Genomic DNA, 21,267 nt, shown 5'->3' with positions numbered 1-21,267 from the left:
CGCCTTGACCCGTAGGGTGCGCAGCGCGCACCGAGACAACCTTGGGATTTGCGCCTGGCCCGGTGCGCACGGCGCACCCTACGAACGGCAAGGCTATTTGCCGATCTGCCCGCCGCTCGGCGCAGCAGAGCCATGGTTGCTGCGCGTGTGGCTGACTAGAGTCAGAACTCGCCTCCAATTCATAACAGCCAAGTGCGAGCCCCATGAGCCAAGCCGATCTGATTTCGCCCTTCCGCTTCCTGGCCCACCTGCCGCAACACCTGCCGCGTGTACCGCGCATGCTGCGTGGCCTCTACTACGCCGGCATCCGTAACCGCGAGAAGAATCTGTCGCTAGCCTGGGCGCTGCAGCGCGCCGCCGAGCGCCACCCCGAGCGCCCGGCGCTGATGGATGAACACCGCCAGCTCAGCTATCGCGCCTTTAATGCCTGGGCCAACCGCCTGGCCTGGGCGCTCAAGGCCGAGGGCGTCGGCCATGGCGACGTGGTCGCGGTGATGCTGGAAAACCGCCTGGAACTGCTGGCGATCCTCGCCGCGCTGAGCAAACTCGGCGCGGTCGGCGCTCTGATCAACACCACCCAGCGCGGCAGGGTACTGGCGCATAGCTTCAACCTGGTAAAGCCCGGCTTTCTGGTGATCGGTGACGAACTGCGCGGCGCCTTCGAGGAAATCGCCGCTCAGTTGCATAACCAGCAGGCGTGCCGCTACTGGATCGCCGACCAGGATTGCCTGCGTGATCCCGGCGAGGCGCCGGACGGCTGGCTCAACCTCACGCAGATCGCCAGCGGCCAGGCCGAGGACAATCCGCCGGATAGCCAGCATGTGCGCATGAAGGACGCCTGCTTTTTGATCTACACCTCCGGCACCACCGGCCTGCCCAAGGCCTCGATTATGAGCCATGGCAAGTGGATCAAGGCCTACGGGGGCTTCGGCCATTCCGGCCTGACCCTGAACGAACGCGACGTGCTCTACCTCACCCTGCCCTGCTACCACAACAATGCCGTCACTGTGTGCTGGAGCGCAGTACTGGCCGGCGGCGCGGCCATCGCCCTGCGCCGCAAGTTCTCCGCCAGCGCCTTCTGGAGCGACGTGGCGCGCTACCAGGCCACCTGTTTCGGCTACATCGGCGAACTGTGCCGCTATCTGCTCAACCAGCCCGAGCATCCAGCAGAACGAGGCAACAGCCTGCGCTGCATGATCGGCAATGGCCTGCGCCCCTCGATCTGGGCCGAGTTCAAGCAGCGTTTCGGCGTCGAGCAGATCACCGAGTTCTATGCCTCCAGCGAAGGCAACATCGGCTTCACCAACGTCTTCAACTTCGACAATACCGTCGGCTACACACCGGCCACCTACGCCATCGTCCGCTACGACCTGGAGAACGACCGCCCCGTGCGCGGCAACAATGGCTTCCTGCAGAAGGCCGACAAGGGCGAAGCCGGCCTACTGATCAGCGAGATCAGCGCCAAGTGGCCGTTCGACGGCTACACCGACCCCGCCAAGAGCGAGGCGGCGATCCTGCGCGACGTGTTCAAGAAGGGCGACGCCTGGTTCAACACCGGCGACCTGATGCGCGACATCGGCTGCAAGCATGCGCAATTCGTCGACCGCCTCGGCGACACCTTTCGCTGGAAAGGCGAGAACGTCTCCACCACCGAGGTGGAAAATGTGCTGGGCGCCTTCCCCGGCGTGGAAGATGCGGTGGTCTACGGCGTGGAGATTCCCGGCACCAATGGCCGTTGCGGCATGGCCGCGCTGCGCCTGGCGCCGGGTTGCGTGCTGGATGGCGCGGCGCTGGCCGCTCACCTGGATGCGGAGCTGCCGGCCTACGCCGCGCCGCTGTTCGTGCGCCTACTCGGCGAAGTCGAGACCACTGGCACCTTCAAGTACAAGAAGACCGACCTGAAGCAGGCCGGCTATGACCCGAACCAGGTCGATGGCCCACTCTACGTGCGCCTGCCCGGCGCAGACAGCTTCCAGCCGCTGAGTCGTGAAACCCATGCGGCCATCGAGCAGCAGCGTTATCGCTTTTGAGCTACTGCTTGAACTCGAACTGCACCTCGGCGCCTTCGATGGAATCCCAGTAGTCATCCACTCGCTCGTTACTGATCAGCCGACCGCTGATCTGGAACGGGCTCTGGACTTCGGGTTTCTCGCCAAACAGCGGTGGCAGCACCGGCGAGAGCTCTTCGTGGGTTTCGCTTTCCAGTGCCTGCTCGAACAGTTCCTGCGGCACGCTGAGATCCAGCGCCAGCTTCGATTCGGGCTCGGCTGTCTTGGGCTGTGGTGCCGCAGCAGGCTTGGGCTTGGCGGCGACGGGCGGTTTGGCGGGAGGCAGGGGTTTGTTTTCGACCACCTTGGCAGGCGGTGCAGGTTCGACCGGTTTGGGCTTGGCAACCTCGGCAACGGGCGCTGGCTCAGGCGCGGTGAACACTGCGGGCTCAGGTGCAGGCTGCTGCGCAACAGGCTCAGGCGCACGCTCACACGCACTAAGGAGCCCTAAACACAGCAACAGTAAAATGGACTTACGCATCATGGGACAAGGGTAACTCGATCAGTAACGTGCCCATGCTCCTCCGCCTGGGCGCGCCTGACAAGTCGACTTACACGACTTTTACCCGGAAGCTCATTCGGCTGACGGCTCCTTAGCCAGATGCTCGAGCTCGGCCTCGATATCCAGTTGCGGATAATCGGCCTTGAGCTGCTCCAGCAACCGCTGCGCCTCCTCCTGCTTATTGGCCTTGCGCAGCTCCAGCAGACGCAGCAACGCCTCGCGTGGTTCGCTCTGGATCACCAGTTCTGCCATCGGAGCAATTGCCGCCGCGCTGGCCATCGGTGCCTCCGCTCTATCGGTAGAAGGGGCCTGGCTCCTCATGCGCTCCTGAGGAACAGCCATACGCGCCATCGATTCAGTCTCGGCCGCACGCTTGGCCGCCATCGGCGCAGGTGCTGGCGCGGCAGGGCTCATCGCCACGCTCGGCGGCACGGCATCGAAGGCCTCAGGCGTTTGCTCCAGCGTACGCCAGGTCAGGCTGACGCCGATCCCCAGGCAAGCCAGACCGGCTACCGCCACCGACCAGCGCTGGCGACCGCTGCCAAACAGCCATTGGTGCAAGCGCTGCGCCCAGCTCGATTCAGCCTTGGCGGCCTGCTGCGTTTCACGGGCAGCCGCACTGGCCGCCGCCAGAATACGTGCATCCATCTCGGCAGAGGGTTCACCGCTGCCATGGGCACGGAAATGCGCCAACAGCTCTTGTTCGTGATCCAGCGGTTCTCGTTCATGGGTCATGCGGACAACTCCTCGGTGGCCAGCAGCCGGCGCAGTTTCTGCAGGGCATAGCGCAGACGGCTCTTGACCGTCTCGGCCGGTGTGCGGGTCAACTCGGCAATCTCGTTCAGTTCCAGGTCGCCATGAGCACGCAACAGGAACACCTCGCGCTGATCTTCCGGCAGATCGGCCAGTGCCGCCTGCAGTCGTTCGCTATCGCGGCTCAAGCTCCATTGCTGCTCGGGGCCGGGTCGCGGGTCGGCCTGGGCGTGCTGGCCTTCGTCATACTCGTCATGTCCGGCCTGATGACGGCCCGTCTTGCGCCAGTGGTCGATCAGGCGGTTGCGGGCGATCTGGTACAGCCAGGTCTTGAACAGCACCGCCTCGCGCTGCTCGCTCTGGCTGCGGATCAGGCTCATCCAGGTTTCCTGGAACACTTCCTCGGCCAGGGCATGGTCGCCACACAGGCCGAGCAGAAAGCGGAACAAGCCCGGCCGATGACGCTGGTACAGCGCGTTGAAGGCCGCGGCATCGCCGCGGCGGTAACGCCGCAATAGAGCGGCGTCGTCATCCGTGAGAGGTACGTTCACTGCTGAACTCGTGCAGGGGTGGAGCCGGAAGTGTGCAGGCTCTGGGCAATTTCGGCCAGTTGGATGAACTCGCCACGCAGGCCGAAGCGATCCTCACCCTTGGCCGAGCGCGCCAGCTCGATGCTCTGCGCCAGACCGAAGTCACCGGTGTAACGACCGTCCTTGAGCTGCTGGGCGAAGGCCGCGACCGCAGCGGCGAAGCGCAGATCCTCGCTGGCGGAGTTCATCGGCTTGGCCTCGGCACGCGCGATGGGGCGTTCCAGCAGTCGACTGCTCACCTCCCCCGGCGCCTTGTAGCGAATCCGCAGCCAGGCCAGTTCGCCCGTCTTGCCCGCTGGCGAGGTCGCGGCCTGATAGCGCAGCGGCTCCAGCCAGCCCTTGCCGCCGGCGGGGACAATCTCGTATAGCGCAGTGACGGTGTGACCAGCGCCGATATCACCGGCATCGACCTTGTCATTGCTGAAATCCTCGCGCTTGAGTGCGCGGTTCTCGTAGCCCAGCAAGCGGTACTCGCTAATCTCGCTCGGGTTGAATTCCAGTTGCAGCTTCACGTCGCTGGCCACGGTGGCGAGGGTCGAGCTGAGCTGATCCACCAACACCTTACGCGCCTCGCGCAGGTTGTCGATGTAGGCGTAGTTGCCGTTGCCGGCGTCGGCCAGTTGCTCCATCAGGCGCTCGTTGTAGTTGTCCACGCCAAAACCCAGGGTAGTCAGCGAAACACCACTCTTGCGCTTGTCAGCAGCCAACTGCTTGAGGCTGTCGAAGCCGCTGATGCCGACGTTGAAGTCCCCATCGGTGGCCAGCAGGATGCGGTTGATGCCGCCATCGATCAGGTGCTTGCTCGCCTGCTGGTAAGCCAGCTGAATGCCCGACTCGCCCGCCGTCGAGCCACCGGCTGTCAGTTGATCGATGGCCGCACGAATCTTCGCCTTATCGCTGCCTGGCGCGGAGTCCAGCAGCACCTGGCTGTCACCAGCGTAGGTAACCAGTGACACCCGATCCTGCGGGCGCAACTGATCGACCAGCAACTTCAGCGTGCCCTGCACCATGGGCAGGCCTTCGCGGCGGTGCATCGACCCGGACACATCGACCAGAAACACCAGGTTGGCCGGCGGTAGCTCCTCGACGCTGCGATCCGATGCCTTGATGGCGATGCGCAGCAGACGCGTCTGCGGGTTCCACGGCGTCACCGCCAGTTCGGTGCTGACGCCGAAAGGCACATCCCCCTGCGGCAACGGATAGGCATAGGGGAAGTAGTTGACCAGCTCTTCGAGTCGCACGGCATCCTTCGGTGGCAGTTGCCCGTCATTGAGGAAGCGCCGCACGTTGGCATAGCTACCGGTGTCGACGTCAATGCTGAAGGTGGACACCGGCGTTTCGGCAACGGCGAATACCGGATTGTCGGCATAGGCTTGGTACTGCTCGCGCGACTCATCACGGTAGCTCGGCGGCAGGATATCGGCGATGGGGGCCGGCGCGTAGGCCATCGGCGCCATGCGCTTCTGACTGGCCTCGACATGCATCTCGGCCGCCGCAGGCGCAGCCAGGCGTTCACGTACGAGTGACGGCGCCGGCTCCGAATTGGCCTGGGCTTCCGGCTCCGGGCCAGAGGCGCTGCAGGCGACGAGTAGGAGCAATGTACCCGCCGAAAAACCGACGGCGAATGGACGAACGAGCAGCGAAGAATAAACGGGCATGGTGCACCTCCTGAGCAATGGCACGAGACCTTCGCTCAGGTAGACGCAGACCTTCGATGAAGCGGGTTAAGCCTGGAGGGTTATTTCAATCTTCCCAGGAACCGCCCGCCTCCTGGCATAGCTGCGTAGCCAGCATGCCCAAGGTCATCAGCGCTCTTTCGGCCTCGCGGTTCCACGGGATGCCGCAGTTGAGGCGCACGCAGTGGTTGAACTGCTCGGTGTTGCTGAAGATCAGCCCCGGCGCGATGGAGATGCCCTGTTGCAGCGCACGCACGTGCAGATCCTTGGTGTTGACCCGTGCCGGCAGGCTGACCCAGAGAATGAAGCCGCCTTTGGGCCGGGTCATTTGCGTACCGACCGGGAAATACTGCTGCACCGCCAGTTGGAAGGCACTGAGGTTCTTGCGGTACTCCTGGCGGATATGCCGCAGGTGACGGTCGTACCCGCCATTCTCCAGGTAGGCCGCCACCGCCATCTGGGTAACGCTGCACGCCGAATGGGTGGAGAAGGTCTGCAGCCGCTGGATCTCGTCCTGATACTTGCCGGCGACGATCCAGCCGATGCGCACCCCGGGCGAAAGCGTCTTGGAGAAGCTCGAGCAATAGATCACCCGGCTGTCGCGATCATGCGATTTCAGCGCCTTGGTCGGCCCCTGTTCGAACATCAGCTCACCGTAGATATCGTCCTCGACGATCTGGAAATCGTAATCACCTGCCAGGCGCAGCAACTGGCGCTGACGCTCCTCGGGGATGGTGCCACCCAGTGGATTGGATAGGCGTGCAGTGAGCACCAGCGCCTTGATCGGCCACTGGTTGGCCGCCAACTGCAGCGCTTCGAGGCTGATGCCTGTGGTCGGGTCGCAAGGGATCTCGATGACCTTGAGCCCCAGCAGATCTGCCAGTTGCAGCAAGCCGTAGTAGGTCGGCGACTCCACCGCGATCAGATCGCCCGGCTTGGTCAGCACGCGCAGGCTCATCTGCAGCGCATCGACGCAGCCGTGGGTAATCACCACCTCGGACGGGTCGACCACCACGCCGGCATCGCGCATGCGGATCGCCACCTGGCGGCGCAACGGCTCGAAACCGGGGCTGAACATGTAGCTGAAGGCGCGCGGGCTGTGAAAACGGGTAACCTTGGCCAGTTGCTGGTGCAGTGCGCGCACCGGCAGGTAATCGACATGCGGCACCGCTGCGCCTAGCGGGAACACACCTTCGCGGCGCGACTCGGTGAGGACCTGGTTGATGATGCTGGCACGAGTGACCAGGCCTGGCCGCTCGACCTTGGCGATATCCGGCGTCGGCGCGGTCAGTGCCGGTGTCTGATGTACGTAGAAGCCCGACTGTGGCCGCGCTCGGATCAGGCCCTGATCCTCGAGATTGGCGTACGCCTGCAACACCGTGGCATGGCTGACATTGAGCTGGGCGCTCATCTTGCGCACCGAAGGCACGCGCTCACCGGGCTGATAGACACCACGACGAATATCCTCGGCCAACTGCTGGGCGATACGTTGATAGAGCAGCAGATTGGTCATGGCGATATCCTCCTGGGTACTTGAGCATAACAGTAACCTATTGCTACACAATTGTACCGGCACAGATGCAATCTGTTTTTCTGATACGGCCAGGTCTGCGGGAGACGCGACGAGTCGTCGCTATCTTCAAAGCATAAAAAACCCCGGACGCGCCGGGGTTTTCAGATTCTGTGTCAGCGACTCAACGCTCTGCGCCCAGCTGACCTCGCTCGTCGGAAAAGACGATCTCCACCCGCCGATTCTGCGCCCGGCCGCGTGCCGAGGCGTTTTCTGCGACGGGAAAGTCCACGCCGTAGCCAACCACCTGAATACGCTTGGCATCCACGCCCAGGTCGACCAGCAAGTCGGCCACAGCCTGCGCGCGCGCCCGCGAGAGCTCGAGATTCTCGGCGGCATCACCGGTATTGTCGGTATAACCCTCGATACGTACGCGTCGTTGTGGGTTGATCTGCAGGAACTGGACGAGCTTGAGCACGGTGCGATTGGCCGCCGGCTGCAGATCGGCACGACCGGCGTCGAACAACATGTCGCCCAGGGTCATGACCAGTCCACGCTCGGTCTCGCTGGTAGCCAGACTGACCATCTGCTCTTCCAGCCAGCCGTTGTGCTGCTGCACGCTGAGCAGCTTGGCCTCACGCAAGGTCAATTGCAGGCGCTGACGCTCCAACTCGAGCTTGGCGGCACGCTCGTGATTGAGACTGATATCGCTGTGCTGCCGAGCGATCTCGGCATAGCGCTGGCTGAGGTAAGCGTAATGACGCACATCATCGCCGCTGCCCCAGTAGCTGGAAAGCCGTTCGGCACGAGCCAGCGACTCCCCCGCCCGGATCACGTCCTTGGGCGCGGCACGTAGGACGTTGGGGTCCTCCTTGACCGACTGGAAGCTCAGGCGCGCCTCTTCCAGCGCTTGCTCGCCCGCCGGCTGATTGCTCGCACAACCATTAAGGAATACACCGACTAGAGCCAGGCCACCGAGATAAACCAAAGCCCTCATTACATCGCCCCCAGTTGCTGGCGCAGACGGCCGATACGTTGGTTGAGCTCGGTCAGTTGCTCGCGGCCTTTGCCATTAAGATGCTCGGCCTCGGCCAGGCGCGCATCCAGCTCCGCCTGCTCGGCGAGTTGGCGTGCCTGTTTGTTTTCACCGTCCTGCATGGCCGCCTGGGCCTGAGCGAACTTCTCTTCAGCCCGGCGCAACGACTCGGACTGCTCGCTGACTACACCCAGGGACTTGGTCTGCGCCAATGCCTGCTCGGTCAGGCGCAGTTGCTCGGTGGGCGCGGGATCGCTCGCGCAAGCCGTCAGGCCCAGCGCCAGCAGCAAGGGAAGGGGTCGATTAATCACGAAAATTTCCTACTGAGTAACGTCGCCGACCGGATCGGGCTGCATTTGCTGCGCCTTCCACAGTTCCAGATTGCTTTTCAGGAACTGCTCAGGCAGCCCGGCGGCGACCATTTCTGTCATCTTCCGCGCCAGCTGACCACGCAGCCAGGGCTCGTTACACGCCGAATTATGCGAAAGGGTGAGGTAAAGGCCCTCGCTGGAGATTGGCGGGTCCAGCACCTCAAGATCATCGTCCATACCCAGTGTCTCGGCCAGCGCCAAGCCGGGGTAACGCTCATAGAGCACGTAGTCAGTGCGACCGAGCAACAACTTCTGGAACGCCTGGGTCAGACTGGACACACCCTCGAGCGTCAGGTTCTGCTTGGCAAAGGTATCGAACTGCTGACCGAAGCTGTTGCCCACCAGCGTGTCGCCAGTGTGCCCCTGCAGGTCGATCCAGCTGCCGTAGGGGAAAGCTTCGCCCTTGCGCACCCAGACCACGCTCGGAGTGAAGAAGAATGCCGGGTGTACGTAGTCCATGCTCTCCAGGCGCGGCAGCGTCAAGAACGCGCCTGCAAGCAGGTCGACACGGCCCGTGCGCACTTCGTCCTGCGCGCGCGACCAAGGCCCGGTATAGATCACGTCGATCACCACTCCCAGCTCTTTGGCCAGATGCTTGAGCATATCGACATTGGCACCGACCAGTTGCTGCGGATTCTGCGGATCGCGCCAGAGATACGGCGGATACTCGGGGTTGCCGGTCGCCACCAGCCGTTCGCACTTACCCGCGGCCAAGGCAATGCTGGGCATCACGGCCAGTGCACACCACAGCAACAGCGACTTAAACAGACAACGCTCAGGCATTGGCTACTCTCGGTTATGCGTTGATCGGCGGGTAGGCTTGGCCCCCCGGAAACCTCTGTGTTCATGCTAGCTTAATGGCGTCGCCATAATAATTCGCGATAAGGACGCGCCATGAAAAAACTGCTGCTCTTATTGCTGCTCTTATTGCTGCTCCTGCTGTCAGGCATGGCGGCCACCCTGTACTTCTTTCCTGCGACTCAACTGGCCAGTCTTCGTCTGATAGAACAGTACCGCGCCGGACTGAGTCATGAGCAGCTAGCTGTCCACAATCTTAACATCCATTATTACCAGGGAGGACCGGCGAGCGGCGAAACCCTGGTGCTGCTCCACGGGTTTGCCGCAGACAAGGATAACTGGCTGCGCTTTTCTCGCTACCTGACCAAGGACTATCGCGTCATCGCGCTGGACCTGCCCGGGTTCGGCGACAGCGACTTGCCGCCTGGCAGCTATGACGTCGGCACCCAGGCTGAGCGCCTGGCGAACATCCTCGATGCCATGGGCATTCAACAGGCACACGTGCTGGGTAACTCGATGGGCGGACAGATCGCCGCACTCTATGCAGCGCGCTACCCGGATCGAGTGCGCTCGCTGGCACTGTTCGCCAATGCCGGCATCGACAGCCCGAACAAGAGTGAGCTGTACCAACTATTGATTCGTGGCGAACCCAATCCACTGGTGGTCAAGCAGCCGCAAGACTTCGAAAAATTGCTGCGGTTCGTTTTCGTCGAACCGCCCTATCTGCCGGAATCGCTCAAGCACTATCTAGGCGAGCGCTCCATGGCTAAAGCCGAGCATTACGATCTGGTGTTCAAACAACTGGTGGAACGCAGCATTCCCCTGGAACCCGAGCTGACAAAAATCCAGGCCCCCACGCTGCTACTCTGGGGCAAACAGGATCGCGTGCTCGATGTATCCAGCATCGAGATCATGAAGCCCCTGCTGCGCAATTCCAGCGTGGTAATCATGGATAACGTCGGCCACGCGCCCATGCTCGAGCGCCCCGAAGCAAGCGCCCTGCTCTATCGTGAATTTCTGCAGAGTCTGAACCCATGATGGAGTGCTGACGCTGAGCCATAAAAAAACCCGCTCGAGAGCGGGTTTTTTCGTAGCGGAAAATGGCTTAGACCAACTTTTCCAGCTCCGGTACAGCTTCGAACAGGTCGGCAACCAGACCGTAGTCGGCAACCTGGAAGATCGGCGCTTCTTCGTCCTTGTTGATCGCCACGATCACCTTGGAGTCCTTCATGCCGGCCAGGTGCTGGATCGCACCGGAGATACCGACGGCGATGTACAGCTGCGGCGCGACGATCTTGCCGGTCTGACCGACCTGCATGTCGTTCGGTACGAAGCCGGCATCGACCGCAGCGCGGGAGGCGCCGACGGCAGCGCCGAGCTTGTCGGCCAGGGCGTAGAGGTGCTTGAAGTTGTCACCATTGCCCATGCCACGGCCGCCGGATACGACGATCTTGGCAGCGGTCAGTTCCGGACGATCGGACTTGGCCAGTTCTTCGCCGACGAAGGCGGACTTGCCGGCATCAGCCGGACCGGAAACGGCTTCAACGGTAGCGGAGCCACCTTCGGCAGCAGCGGCGTCGAAACCGGTGCTACGCACGGTGATCACCTTGATGGCAGCCGAGGACTGTACGGTCGCGATGGCGTTACCGGCATAGATCGGGCGCTTGAAGGTGTCGGCGCTTTCAACGGCGATGATCTCGGAGATCTGATCGACGTCCAGTGCAGCAGCGACGCGCGGCAGGATGTTCTTGCCGTTGCTGGTGGCGGCAGCCAGGATGTGGCTGTAGCCCTTGCCCAGCTCAGCTACCAGCGGAGCGACGTTCTCCGGCAACTGGTTGGCATAGGCGGCGTTGTCGGCAACCAGTACCTTGGCCACACCAGCGATCTTGGCAGCGGCTTCGGCAGCAGCGCCAGCGTTGGCACCAGCGACCAGAACGTGAATATCGCCACCGATCTTCTGCGCAGCAGCAACGGTGTTCAGGGTAGCGGCAGCCAGAGCGGCATTGGTGTGTTCAGCGATAACCAGGATAGTCATTTAGATTACCTTCGCCTCGTTCTTCAGTTTCTCGACCAGTTCAGCCACGGACTTGACCTTGATGCCAGCGCTGCGAGCGGCCGGCGCTTCGACTTTCAGGGTCTTGACGGTGGAGGCGGTGGAAACGCCCAGAGCGTCCGGGGTAACGGTTTCCAGCGGCTTCTTCTTGGCCTTCATGATGTTCGGCAGCGATGCGTAGCGCGGCTCGTTCAGGCGCAGATCGGTGGTGACGATCGCCGGCAGGTTAAGTGCAACGGTCTGCAGACCGCCATCGATTTCACGGGTGACGTTGACCTTGTCGCCAACCACTTCGACCTTGGAGGCGAAGGTGCCTTGGCCGAAGCCGGTCAGGGCGCCCAGCATCTGGCCGGTCTGGTTGTTGTCGCTGTCGATGGCCTGCTTGCCCATGATCACCAGTTGCGGCTGCTCCTTGTCGACCACTGCCTTGAGCAGCTTGGCGACGGCCAGGGAGTTCAGCTCATCATTGGATTCGACCAGGATGGCACGGTCGGCGCCGAGGGCCAGCGCGGTGCGCAGTTGCTCCTGGGCAGTAGCCGGGCCAATGGAGACGACGACGATTTCGCTCGCCACGCCTTTCTCCTTCAGGCGTACGGCTTCTTCCACGGCGATTTCGCAGAAGGGGTTCATGGACATCTTGACGTTGGCGAGGTCGACGCCGCTGTTGTCCGCCTTTACGCGGACCTTGACGTTGTAGTCGACCACTCGTTTGACAGCTACAAGAACCTTCATGGATTCCTCGTTACTCTCCGGTGAATAAGAATGTCGCCCAAGCGAGCCTGGCCAGTGATGCAAAATGGGCCGCAAACCAACCTTTCAGCTCAGACGGCGAGCGCAAAACCGCCCGTATCTTGACCCCGCGGCCTGGCCCGGTCAATACAGCGAACTGGCCGGTCATCCGCGATGTAGTACGATTCTAACAGGCCTACAGAAAATTCAAACAAACGTTTGTATTGGCCCGTCGAGAGGGTGTAGATATAATGCCCACGCCGTGCTTAGGGAGCGAGCCGCGCCCTCCCCTATAAAACATCGAAGAGCCTTGAGTAGGAGATAGCCTGTGGAACGCGAATTTATGGAGTTCGACGTCGTCATCGTCGGCGCCGGCCCGTCCGGACTGTCCGCCGCCTGCCGACTGAAGCAGAAAGCCGCAGAAGCGGGCCAGGAGATCAGCGTCTGCGTGGTCGAGAAAGGCTCCGAAGTTGGCGCTCACATTCTCTCCGGTGCGGTCTTCGAGCCGCGCGCCCTGAACGAACTCTTCCCGGACTGGAAAGAGCTTGGCGCCCCGCTGAACACCCCGGTCAAGCGCGATGACATCTACCTGCTGCGCGACGCTGACAAGGCTACCCGAATTCCTGACTTCTTTGTGCCGAAAACCATGCACAACGAAGGCAATTACATCATTTCCCTGGGCAACCTGTGCCGCTGGCTGGCTCAGCAGGCCGAGAACCTGGGCGTCGAGATCTATCCGGGCTTCGCTGCTCAGGAAGCGCTGATCGATGAGAATGGCGTGGTACGCGGCATCGTCACCGGCGACCTGGGCGTCGACCGTGAAGGCAACCCCAAGGAAGGTTACTACACTCCCGGCATGGAACTGCGCGCCAAGTACACTCTGTTCGCCGAAGGCTGCCGCGGCCATATCGGCAAACAGCTGATCAAGAAGTACAACCTCGACAGCGAAGCCGACGCTCAGCATTACGGCATCGGCATCAAGGAAATCTGGGACATCGATCCGGCCAAACATGACCAGGGCCTGGTGGTACACACTGCCGGCTGGCCGATGGACATCATGGGCACCGAGAACACAGGCGGCTCCTTCCTCTATCACCTGGAAAACAACCAGGTCGTAGTGGGCCTGATCATCGACCTGTCCTACGCCAACCCGCACCTGTCGCCGTTCGACGAGTTCCAGCGCTACAAGCACCACCCGGTGATTGCCCAGTACCTGGAAGGCGGCAAGCGCGTTGCCTATGGTGCCCGCGCCATCTGCAAAGGCGGCCTGAATTCGCTGCCGAAAATGGTCTTCCCGGGCGGCGCGCTGATCGGCTGCGATCTCGGCACCCTGAACTTCGCCAAAATCAAGGGCAGCCACACCGCCATGAAGTCCGGCATGCTGGCTGCTGACGCCATCGCAGAAGCCCTGACTGCCGGCCGTGAAGGCGGCGACGAGCTGACCAACTACGTCGACGGTTTCAAAGCCAGCTGGCTGTACGACGAACTGTTCCGCAGCCGCAACTTCGGTGCAGCCATCCACAAGTACGGCGCCATCATCGGCGGCGGCATCAACTGGCTGGATCAGAACATCTTCGGCGGCAAGGCGCCCTTCACCCTGCACGACAACAAGCCGGATTACGCCTGCCTGAAGCCGGCGGCCGAGTGCGCGAAGATCGCCTACCCGAAACCGGACGGCAAACTGAGCTTCGACAAACTGAGTTCGGTGTTCCTCTCCAACACCAACCACGAAGAAGAACAGCCCTGCCACCTGAAGCTCACCGACCCGAGCATCCCGCTGGCCAAGAACCTGCCGCTGTACGACGAACCGGCGCAGCGCTACTGCCCCGCCGGCGTATACGAAGTGGTGACGCAGGAAGACGGCGAGAAGAAGTTCCAGATCAACGCGCAGAACTGCGTGCACTGCAAGACCTGCGACATCAAGGACCCGGCCCAGAACATCACCTGGGTGGCGCCGGAAGGCACCGGCGGCCCGAATTACCCCAACATGTAATTCAGGCCCGCATGAAAAAGGCTCCCTCGGGAGCCTTTTTCGTTTCTGTTGAATCCGCAGGAGCGAGCTGTGCTCGAAGGCTTCAGGGCCGCGCTCGGCGAGCAGAGCTCGCTGCCCAAGCATTCAATCCTGAAAGATCATCTTGCGGCTCATGCCACCGTCGATGACGAACTCCTGCCCCGTGATGAAACCTGCCGCATCGGACAGCAGCCAGGCGACCTGAGCCGCCACATCCTCCACCGTGCCCACTCGGCCGACCGGATGCTGAGCATGGTCGAATACCGATAGCGGCTCCAGCCGTTGCTGCGACGGGTCCCGGGCATCGATCCACCCCGGACTGACACAATTGACGCGAACCTCGGGACCGAGACTGACGGATAACGCATGGGTCAGTGCGACCAGCCCACCCTTGCTCGCGGCGTATGCCTCGCAGTCGGCCTCGGACTGGCTGGCGCGAGTAGAAGCGATGTTGACAATGGCGCCTCGGTGCCCTCGCAAATAAGGCGCACAGTGCTTGGCCAGCAGCATGGCGCCGGTCAGATTCACCGCGAGCATGCGATTCCAGCGCTTGAGATCAAGCGACTCCAGCGGCGGCGTGTAGGGATCGGAAATCGCCGCATTGCACACCAGCGCGTCGAGACGACCGAACTGGCCAAGAATCTCGGCAACGCCGACACTGACCTGATCTTCCTTCGCCACATCCATAGCGACGAACCAGGCATTGTCACCCAGCACGCGCGCCACCTTTGAGCCACGCTCACGATCGACGTCGGCCAACACGACCTGCCAGCCCTCGGTGATCAACCAGGCACTGATCCCAAGACCTATACCGCGCGCTGCACCGGTGACCAGCGCGACACGCCCGTTATTGGACGTGTCATCACTTCCCCACTCCAACATCAGAGCGTAGCCAGGCCGCGCGCCAGGTCTGCTTTCAGGTCTTCCAGCTCTTCCAGGCCCACCGCAACGCGAATCAGGCTGTCGCTGATACCGGCATTGGCGCGCTCCTGCGGCGTCAGGCGGCCATGCGAGGTAGTAGCCGGGTGAGCGATGGTGGTTTTGGTGTCGCCCAGGTTGGTGGTGATGGAGATGACACGCGTGCCATCGATCACCCTCCACGCAGCCTCGCGGCCACCCTTGACCTCGAAACTGACCACGGCACCGAAGGCGCTCTGCTGCTTTTTCGCCAGCTCGTGCTGCGGGTGGCTGGGTAGACCGGCGTAATGCACACGCTCGACCTGTGGCTGCTGCTCCAACCACAGCGCCAGCTGCAGCGCGCTCTCGCTCTGCGCACGCATCCGAATGCGCAGGGTTTCCAGGCCCTTGACGAACATCCAGGCGTTGAACGGGCTGAGGGTCGGCCCGGCGGTACGGAGGAAGCCCACCACCTCCTTCATCTGCTCGCTGCGCCCCGCGACCACACCACCCAGGCCACGGCCCTGGCCGTCGATGTACTTGGTCGCCGAGTGCATAACGATATCGGCACCGAGCTTCAGCGGTTGTTGCAGCGCCGGTGTGCAAAAGCAGTTGTCCACCGCCAGCAGTGCACCACGGGCATGGGCGATCTCGGCCAGCGCGGCAATATCCACCAGTTCGGCCAGCGGATTGGAGGGCGACTCGACGAACAGCAGTTTGGTATTGGGCTTGAACGCGCCCTGCCAGGCATTCAGATCAGCCAGCGGCACGTAATCCACCTCGATGCCGAAGCGTTTGAGGTACTTCTCGAACAAGCTGATGGTGGAGCCGAACACGCTGCGCGACACCAGCACGTGGTCGCCGCCATTGCACAGGCTCATGACGATGGCGAGGATCGCCGACATGCCGGACGCGGTCGCCACCGCCTGCTCGGCGCCTTCCAGCGCCGCGATGCGTTCCTCGAAAGTGCGTACGGTGGGGTTGGTGTAACGCGAATAGACGTTGCCCGGCACTTCACCGGCAAAACGTGCAGCCGCGTCAGCTGCGGTACGGAACACATAGCTGGAGGTCAGAAACAGCGCCTCGCCGTGCTCCCCTTCCGGCGAGCGATGCTGACCGGCACGCACCGCCAAGGTGTCGAAGCCAACGCCGTCCAGATCGCTGTCTAGCCGACCCGCTTCCCATTCCAGTGTCATAGCAATTCCTCATCCAGAAAACAGGCCGGGCCACTAGGGCCCGGACTTCAAACGATTATGCAGAGTGTGCCGCTCAGTTATTGTGCAAATCAATAATCGCACTGACCGCCTGCGACTTGGCCTTGCTGGCATCGTTGCGCGCCTGCTCGATGCGGTTCAGGTAGGCATCGTCGACGTCGCCGGTCACGTACTTGCCATCGAATACCGCACAGTCGAAGTTGTCGATCTTGATCTTCTTGCTGCCGCTGACCGCTTCGATCAGGTCCGGCAGGTCCTGATAAACCAGCCAGTCGGCGCCGATCAGCTCGCACACCTGCTCGGTGGTGCGGCCATGGGCGATCAGCTCGTGGGCGCTGGGCATGTCGATACCATAGACGTTCGGGTAGCGCACCGCTGGCGCAGCCGAGCAGAAATAGACATTCTTCGCGCCGGCCTCGCGGGCCATCTGGATGATCTGCTTGCAGGTGGTGCCACGCACGATGGAGTCATCGACCAGCATCACGTTCTTACCGCGGAACTCCAGCTCGATGGCATTGAGTTTCTGCCGCACGGATTTCTTGCGCGCCGCCTGGCCGGGCATGATGAAGGTACGGCCGATGTAGCGGTTCTTGACGAAGCCCTCGCGGAATTTCACGCCCAGGTGATTGGCCAACTCCAACGCTGCAGTGCGGCTGGTGTCGGGAATCGGGATGACAACGTCGATGTCGTGGTCAGGACGCTCGCGGAGAATCTTGTCGGCCAGCTTCTCGCCCATGCGCAGGCGCGCCTTGTACACCGAGATGCCGTCCATGATCGAATCAGGACGAGCCAGGTAGACGTGCTCGAAAATGCATGGCGCGTATTTTGGATTGGCAGCGCACTGACGAGTGAACAATTGGCCTTCTTCGGTGATGTACACCGCTTCGCCCGGGGCGAGGTCGCGGATCAGGGTGAAGCCGAGCACATCCAGCGACACACTTTCCGAGGCGATCATGTACTCCACGCCTTCGTCGGTGTGACGCTGACCGAAGACGATCGGGCGAATGCCATTGGGGTCGCGGAAGCCGACGATGCCATAGCCGGTGATCATCGCCACTACGGCGTAGCCACCCAGGCAGCGCTCATGCACGTGAGTGACGGCGGCGAACACGTCTTCCTCGGTCGGCTGCAGCTTGCCGCGCTGGGCCAGCTCATGGGCGAATACGTTGAGCAGCACTTCCGAATCGGAATTGGTGTTCACATGACGCAGGTCGGACTCGTAGATTTCCTTGGCCAACTGCTCGACGTTGGTCAGGTTGCCGTTGTGCGCCAGGGTGATGCCATACGGAGAGTTGACATAGAACGGCTGCGCTTCGGCCGAGCTGGAGCTGCCCGCAGTTGGGTAACGCACGTGGCCGATGCCCATATGGCCGACCAGGCGCTGCATGTGGCGCTGCTGGAAGACATCGCGCACCAGACCATTGTCCTTGCGCAGGAACAGGCGGCCATCATGGCTGGTGACAATACCGGCAGCATCCTGGCCGCGGTGCTGGAGGACGGTCAGCCCGTCATACAGCGCCTGATTGACGTTCGATTTACCGACGATACCGACGATGCCACACATGTGCCACGACCCCTGCTAGATAATTCAGGCTAATTCAGCGTCCGGCGCAGCGGTTGGTCCGCACCGGCCACTCTTTTAAAGCAGATCGGCTGGGTTAGCCGAACCACCGGTAAACCACTGCTCGGACCACCCCAGAATGAGGTTCTTCGACCAGTCGGCGACCATCAGAAAATGCGGCACCAGTTGCGACTGCTGCCACCACGTATCCTGCTCCACCGGTGCCAGGCTGATCAGCCCGACCAGCAGCACGACCAGCAAGCCACCCCGCGCAGCGCCGAATACCATGCCGAGAAAACGGTCGGTACCGGACAGGCCTGTCACACGGATCAGCTCACCGATCAGGAAATTGACCAGCGCGCCCACCAGCAAGGTGGCGATGAAGAGAATGGCACAGGCGGCGATCACCCGTGCCGAAGGTGTTTCGATGAATTCGACGAGATGCTGGGCCAGTGCGCCACCAAACATCCAGGCGACCACACCTGCGATGATCCAGGTCAGCAGCGACAAGGCTTCCTTGACGAAGCCGCGCTTGAGGCTGATCAGACTAGAAATGGCGATGACGGCGATGATCGCCCAATCGACCCAGGTGAATACCACGGTGCGGCCTACCAGCGGAAAAGGCGGAGCATTTTAGCAGAGCCCGGCGAATCGGGTAACCGGGCGTTGCACATCAACGATGGGCTCAACCGGCCTCTGGCTGGAAGCGCACGACAAACCCGCTGAGTTTGTGCTGACGGTTGAGCTGGTCGCGCAGACGCTCGGCTTCGGCACGCTCGATCAACGGACCGACGAACACACGGTTCATGCCGTCGAAGGTACGGATATAGGCGTTGTAACCCTGACTACGCAGGGTCTTCTGCAGGTTCTCCGCACCGCCGCGACTGGACAGACTGGCCAACTGTACCGACCAACTGATCGGCAGGTTGTTGGCATCCAGACGCCCCTCGGGCTTGGCGGAAGCTGTCGCGACGCTCTGCTCGGTCTTGGCCTGCTCCGGCGCGCTTGGCTGAACGGCAGGTACCGGCGCTTGCTTGGGCTGCTCCGGCACCTCGACGATCTGCGGCTCCACCTCTTCGACCGGCACATGCTCCTGCGGCAGTTGCTCGGGCTCGACGACCTCGGCAGGCTCGACCACGATCTCGGTAGCGGCCGGAGCCTGAGGCATTGCCGGGGCCTCCACCACCACACGACGCATCTCGTCTTCACGTGACAGCAGCATCGGCAGGAAGATCACCGCCAGCGCTACCAGCACCAGCGCACCGACCATGCGCTGCTTGAGCCCCTTGTCCAGCATTGCCATCCCCCAATCCCCTTATCAAGCCGGGCGGGCCAGCCAATCCAGGGCCTCGGCCACGCAGAAAAACGATCCGAACAACAGTATCTCGTCACCCTCTGCCGCCTGCTCACACTGCGCCTCGAGCGCAGTATGCACATCAGGGTATTGCGCCACTGCGGCCCCCTGCGCCCGCAGGTGCCCTGCCAGCTCGCAGGCAGAACGCGAACGCGGCGTATTGAGCGGCGCCACCGCCCAGCCAGAAATGAGACCCAGAAGCGGTGCGACGACACCGGGCAAATCCTTGTCGGCCAACAACGCGAACACAGCCCAGCGCTTGCCACTTGGCGGGCGACTTTCCAGACGCCGCGCCAGATAATCGGACGCATGAGGATTATGCCCAACATCGAGCAACAGCGTGAGTGACTTGCCTCGCCAATCCAGCACACGCCGGTCCAGACGGCCAGCCACGCGTGTGGCGAGTAACGCCTGCTCGATCTTTTGCATGTCCCAGGGGAGCGGCAAAAGCGCATAGGCCTGCAGTGCCAGCGCAGCGTTTTCCATTGGCAGATCGAGAATTGGCAGCTGCTCCAGGCGCAACACCTGGCCCTGGGCGTCAAGGCCATACCATGACCAGTCCTGCGCCTTGATGCTCAGGTCATAGTCACGGCCACGCAGGAACAACGGCGCGTCCAGGGTCGCGACCTGATGCAGCAAAGGCAGCGGCGGATCCAGATCACCGCACAAGGCAGGTTTGCCGGCGCGCATGATCCCAGCCTTCTCGAACGCCACCGACTCACGGGTATCACCGAGCCAGTCGGCATGATCCAGACCAATGCTGGTGATCAGAGCCAGGTCGGCATCCACCAGATTGACTGCATCCAGACGCCCGCCCAGGCCGACTTCGAGCACCACGGCATCCAGGCCGGCACGCTCGAACAGCCAGAAGGCTGCCAGCGTGCCCATCTCGAAGTAGGTCAGCGATATCTCGCCACGCGCAGAATCGACCGCTGCGAAAGCTTGGCACAGCGCCTCGTCGCTCGCCTCGCAACCATCCATCAGCACACGCTCGTTGTAACGCAGCAGATGGGGCGAGCTGTAGACACCTACACGCTGCCCCTGAGCACTGATCAGGCTGGCGAGAAAGGCGCATGTGGAGCCCTTGCCGTTGGTACCGGTGACCGTGATCACCAGGGGCGCGGGCCTGCCCAGACCGAGCCTGCGCGCCACCTCGCGCGAGCGCTCCAGCCCCATGTCGATGGCAGAGGGGTGCAGCTGTTCGAGGTAGGCGAGCCACTCGCCCAGGCTACGTTCGGTCATGCAGTGGCCGGCAGGGAAACCGGGGACGGACGATTCATCAGCTGCGCCAACAGACGCGCCAGACGCGGACGCAGCTCGCTGCGCGGAATGATCATATCGATGGCGCCATGCTCCAGCAGGAACTCACTGCGCTGGAAGCCTTCCGGCAGCTTCTCGCGCACGGTCTGCTCGATCACACGCGGGCCGGCGAAGCCGATCAGCGCCTTCGGCTCGGCCACGATCACGTCGCCGAGCATGGCCAGGCTGGCAGAAACGCCACCATAGACCGGGTCGGTCAGCACGGAGATGAACGGTAGACCTTCTTCACGCAGACGCGCCAGCGCAGCGGAAGTCTTGGCCATCTGCATCAGCGAGATCAGTGCCTCCTGCATGCGCGCACCACCAGAGGCGGAGAAGCACACCAGCGGGCAGCGCTTTTCCAGCGCGACATTGGCCGCCTGAACGAAACGCTCACCGACGATGGCCCCCATGGAACCGCCCATGAAGGAGAACTCGAACGCGCAAACGGCGATCGGCATGCCTTCGAGGGTGCCGCTCATGGAGATAAGCGCGTCCTTCTCGCCGGTCTGCTTCTGGGCAGCGGCCAGGCGATCCTTGTACTTCTTGCTGTCGCGGAATTTCAGGCGGTCCACCGGCTCCAGGTCAGCGCCAATCTCCTCGCGGCCTTCGGCATCGAGGAAAATATCGATACGCGCGCGCGCGCCGATACGCATGTGGTGGTTGCACTTGGGGCAGACGTCGAGGGTCTTTTCCAGTTCGGGGCGGTAAAGCACGGCATCACAGGACGGACATTTGTGCCACAGGCCCTCGGGCACAGAGCTCTTCTTCACCTCGGAACGCATGATCGAGGGAATGAGTTTGTCTACCAACCAGTTGCTCATGCTGTCATTTCTCCATAACCGTTGGTTCGGATGGGCGCGTC

The 21,267-nt window shown here is 62.3% G+C and carries 20 protein-coding genes; 3 read left to right on the top strand and 17 right to left on the bottom strand.

Features of this window, described 5'->3' with window-relative positions:
- The first annotated feature begins 203 nt into the window (after positions 1 to 203).
- Positions 204 to 2,030 (top strand): long-chain-acyl-CoA synthetase, encoded by a 1,827-nt coding sequence (locus EL191_RS10240; RefSeq protein WP_017363950.1) that lies wholly within the window; start codon positions 204 to 206, stop codon positions 2,028 to 2,030.
- A 1-nt stretch (position 2,031) separates the two neighbouring features.
- Here the strand turns inward: EL191_RS10240 and EL191_RS10235 are convergent, their stop codons facing one another.
- The 8 genes from EL191_RS10235 to EL191_RS10200 all read right to left on the bottom strand — a co-directional run bounded on the left by EL191_RS10235 (position 2,032) and on the right by EL191_RS10200 (position 9,269).
- The gene (locus tag EL191_RS10235) at positions 2,032 to 2,430 is read right to left on the bottom strand and encodes a hypothetical protein (protein ID WP_017363951.1); all 399 of its coding nucleotides are present in this window, start codon (positions 2,428 to 2,430) and stop codon (positions 2,032 to 2,034) included.
- Positions 2,431 to 2,622: 192 nt separating this feature from the next.
- Complete coding sequence (locus tag EL191_RS10230; protein ID WP_017363952.1) at positions 2,623 to 3,285, bottom strand: hypothetical protein; 663 nt, start codon at positions 3,283 to 3,285, stop codon at positions 2,623 to 2,625.
- A complete protein-coding gene (locus tag EL191_RS10225) occupies positions 3,282 to 3,854 on the bottom strand; it encodes an RNA polymerase sigma factor (protein ID WP_013715145.1) in 573 nt (190 codons plus the stop codon). The genes EL191_RS10230 and EL191_RS10225 overlap by 4 nt, the downstream gene beginning before the upstream one ends.
- Positions 3,851 to 5,551: a vWA domain-containing protein gene (locus EL191_RS10220; protein ID WP_041978595.1), complete on the bottom strand. Its 1,701-nt coding sequence runs from the start codon at positions 5,549 to 5,551 to the stop codon at positions 3,851 to 3,853. The genes EL191_RS10225 and EL191_RS10220 overlap by 4 nt, the downstream gene beginning before the upstream one ends.
- Positions 5,552 to 5,636: 85 nt before the next feature.
- Complete coding sequence (locus tag EL191_RS10215; RefSeq protein ID WP_013715143.1) at positions 5,637 to 7,082, bottom strand: aminotransferase-like domain-containing protein; 1,446 nt, start codon at positions 7,080 to 7,082, stop codon at positions 5,637 to 5,639.
- A 181-nt stretch (positions 7,083 to 7,263) separates the two neighbouring features.
- Positions 7,264 to 8,076, bottom strand: a complete 813-nt coding sequence (locus EL191_RS10210; protein WP_026042260.1) for an OmpA family protein — start codon at positions 8,074 to 8,076, stop codon at positions 7,264 to 7,266.
- Positions 8,076 to 8,426 carry a DUF4398 domain-containing protein gene (locus EL191_RS10205; protein WP_013715141.1) on the bottom strand — a complete coding sequence of 117 codons (351 nt, stop codon included), beginning with the start codon at positions 8,424 to 8,426 and terminating at the stop codon, positions 8,076 to 8,078. The genes EL191_RS10210 and EL191_RS10205 overlap by 1 nt, the downstream gene beginning before the upstream one ends.
- Before the next feature lie 9 nt (positions 8,427 to 8,435).
- On the bottom strand, positions 8,436 to 9,269 hold the full coding sequence (locus tag EL191_RS10200) for a substrate-binding periplasmic protein (RefSeq protein ID WP_041978593.1): 834 nt from the start codon (positions 9,267 to 9,269) through the stop codon (positions 8,436 to 8,438).
- Between the two features lie 111 nt (positions 9,270 to 9,380).
- Here EL191_RS10200 and EL191_RS10195 point away from each other — a divergent pair, with 111 nt between their 5' ends.
- On the top strand, positions 9,381 to 10,322 hold the full coding sequence (locus EL191_RS10195) for an alpha/beta fold hydrolase (protein WP_041978590.1): 942 nt from the start codon (positions 9,381 to 9,383) through the stop codon (positions 10,320 to 10,322).
- Positions 10,323 to 10,389: 67 nt separating this feature from the next.
- On the opposite strand, the gene EL191_RS10190 is transcribed toward EL191_RS10195, so the two are convergent.
- Entirely contained in the window at positions 10,390 to 11,319 is a 930-nt protein-coding gene (locus tag EL191_RS10190; protein WP_013715138.1) for an electron transfer flavoprotein subunit alpha/FixB family protein, read from the bottom strand.
- Complete coding sequence (locus EL191_RS10185; RefSeq protein ID WP_013715137.1) at positions 11,320 to 12,069, bottom strand: electron transfer flavoprotein subunit beta/FixA family protein; 750 nt, start codon at positions 12,067 to 12,069, stop codon at positions 11,320 to 11,322. It abuts the gene before it with no gap.
- 325 nt (positions 12,070 to 12,394) lie between these two features.
- Between EL191_RS10185 and EL191_RS10180 the strand changes: the two genes are divergently transcribed.
- Positions 12,395 to 14,059, top strand: coding sequence for an electron transfer flavoprotein-ubiquinone oxidoreductase (locus EL191_RS10180; RefSeq protein ID WP_013715136.1), 1,665 nt, complete (start codon positions 12,395 to 12,397; stop codon positions 14,057 to 14,059).
- A 123-nt stretch (positions 14,060 to 14,182) separates the two neighbouring features.
- On the opposite strand, the gene EL191_RS10175 is transcribed toward EL191_RS10180, so the two are convergent.
- From EL191_RS10175 to accD, 7 genes are all read right to left on the bottom strand, one after another.
- Entirely contained in the window at positions 14,183 to 14,959 is a 777-nt protein-coding gene (locus EL191_RS10175) for an SDR family oxidoreductase (RefSeq protein WP_017363957.1), read from the bottom strand.
- Complete coding sequence (locus tag EL191_RS10170; RefSeq protein WP_013715134.1) at positions 14,959 to 16,170, bottom strand: O-succinylhomoserine sulfhydrylase; 1,212 nt, start codon at positions 16,168 to 16,170, stop codon at positions 14,959 to 14,961. Before EL191_RS10170 ends, EL191_RS10175 begins: the two co-directional genes overlap by 1 nt.
- A gap of 73 nt (positions 16,171 to 16,243) precedes the next feature.
- On the bottom strand, positions 16,244 to 17,752 hold the full coding sequence (gene purF, locus EL191_RS10165; protein WP_013715133.1) for an amidophosphoribosyltransferase: 1,509 nt from the start codon (positions 17,750 to 17,752) through the stop codon (positions 16,244 to 16,246).
- 75 nt (positions 17,753 to 17,827) lie between these two features.
- Entirely contained in the window at positions 17,828 to 18,349 is a 522-nt protein-coding gene (locus EL191_RS10160; RefSeq protein WP_013715132.1) for a CvpA family protein, read from the bottom strand.
- Between the two features lie 85 nt (positions 18,350 to 18,434).
- Entirely contained in the window at positions 18,435 to 19,052 is a 618-nt protein-coding gene (locus EL191_RS10155; protein ID WP_041978588.1) for an SPOR domain-containing protein, read from the bottom strand.
- Positions 19,053 to 19,067: 15 nt separating this feature from the next.
- Positions 19,068 to 20,345, bottom strand: coding sequence for a bifunctional tetrahydrofolate synthase/dihydrofolate synthase (gene folC / locus EL191_RS10150; protein WP_041978586.1), 1,278 nt, complete (start codon positions 20,343 to 20,345; stop codon positions 19,068 to 19,070).
- A complete protein-coding gene (gene accD, locus EL191_RS10145) occupies positions 20,342 to 21,226 on the bottom strand; it encodes an acetyl-CoA carboxylase, carboxyltransferase subunit beta (protein WP_013715129.1) in 885 nt (294 codons plus the stop codon). Before accD ends, folC begins: the two co-directional genes overlap by 4 nt.
- Positions 21,227 to 21,267: the final 41 nt, after the last annotated feature.

Origin of the sequence: Pseudomonas mendocina (assembly GCF_900636545.1) — a bacterium.
Taxonomy (GTDB): Bacteria; Pseudomonadota; Gammaproteobacteria; order Pseudomonadales; family Pseudomonadaceae; genus Aquipseudomonas; species Aquipseudomonas mendocina.
This window is presented reverse-complemented; position numbering and strand designations above follow the sequence as displayed.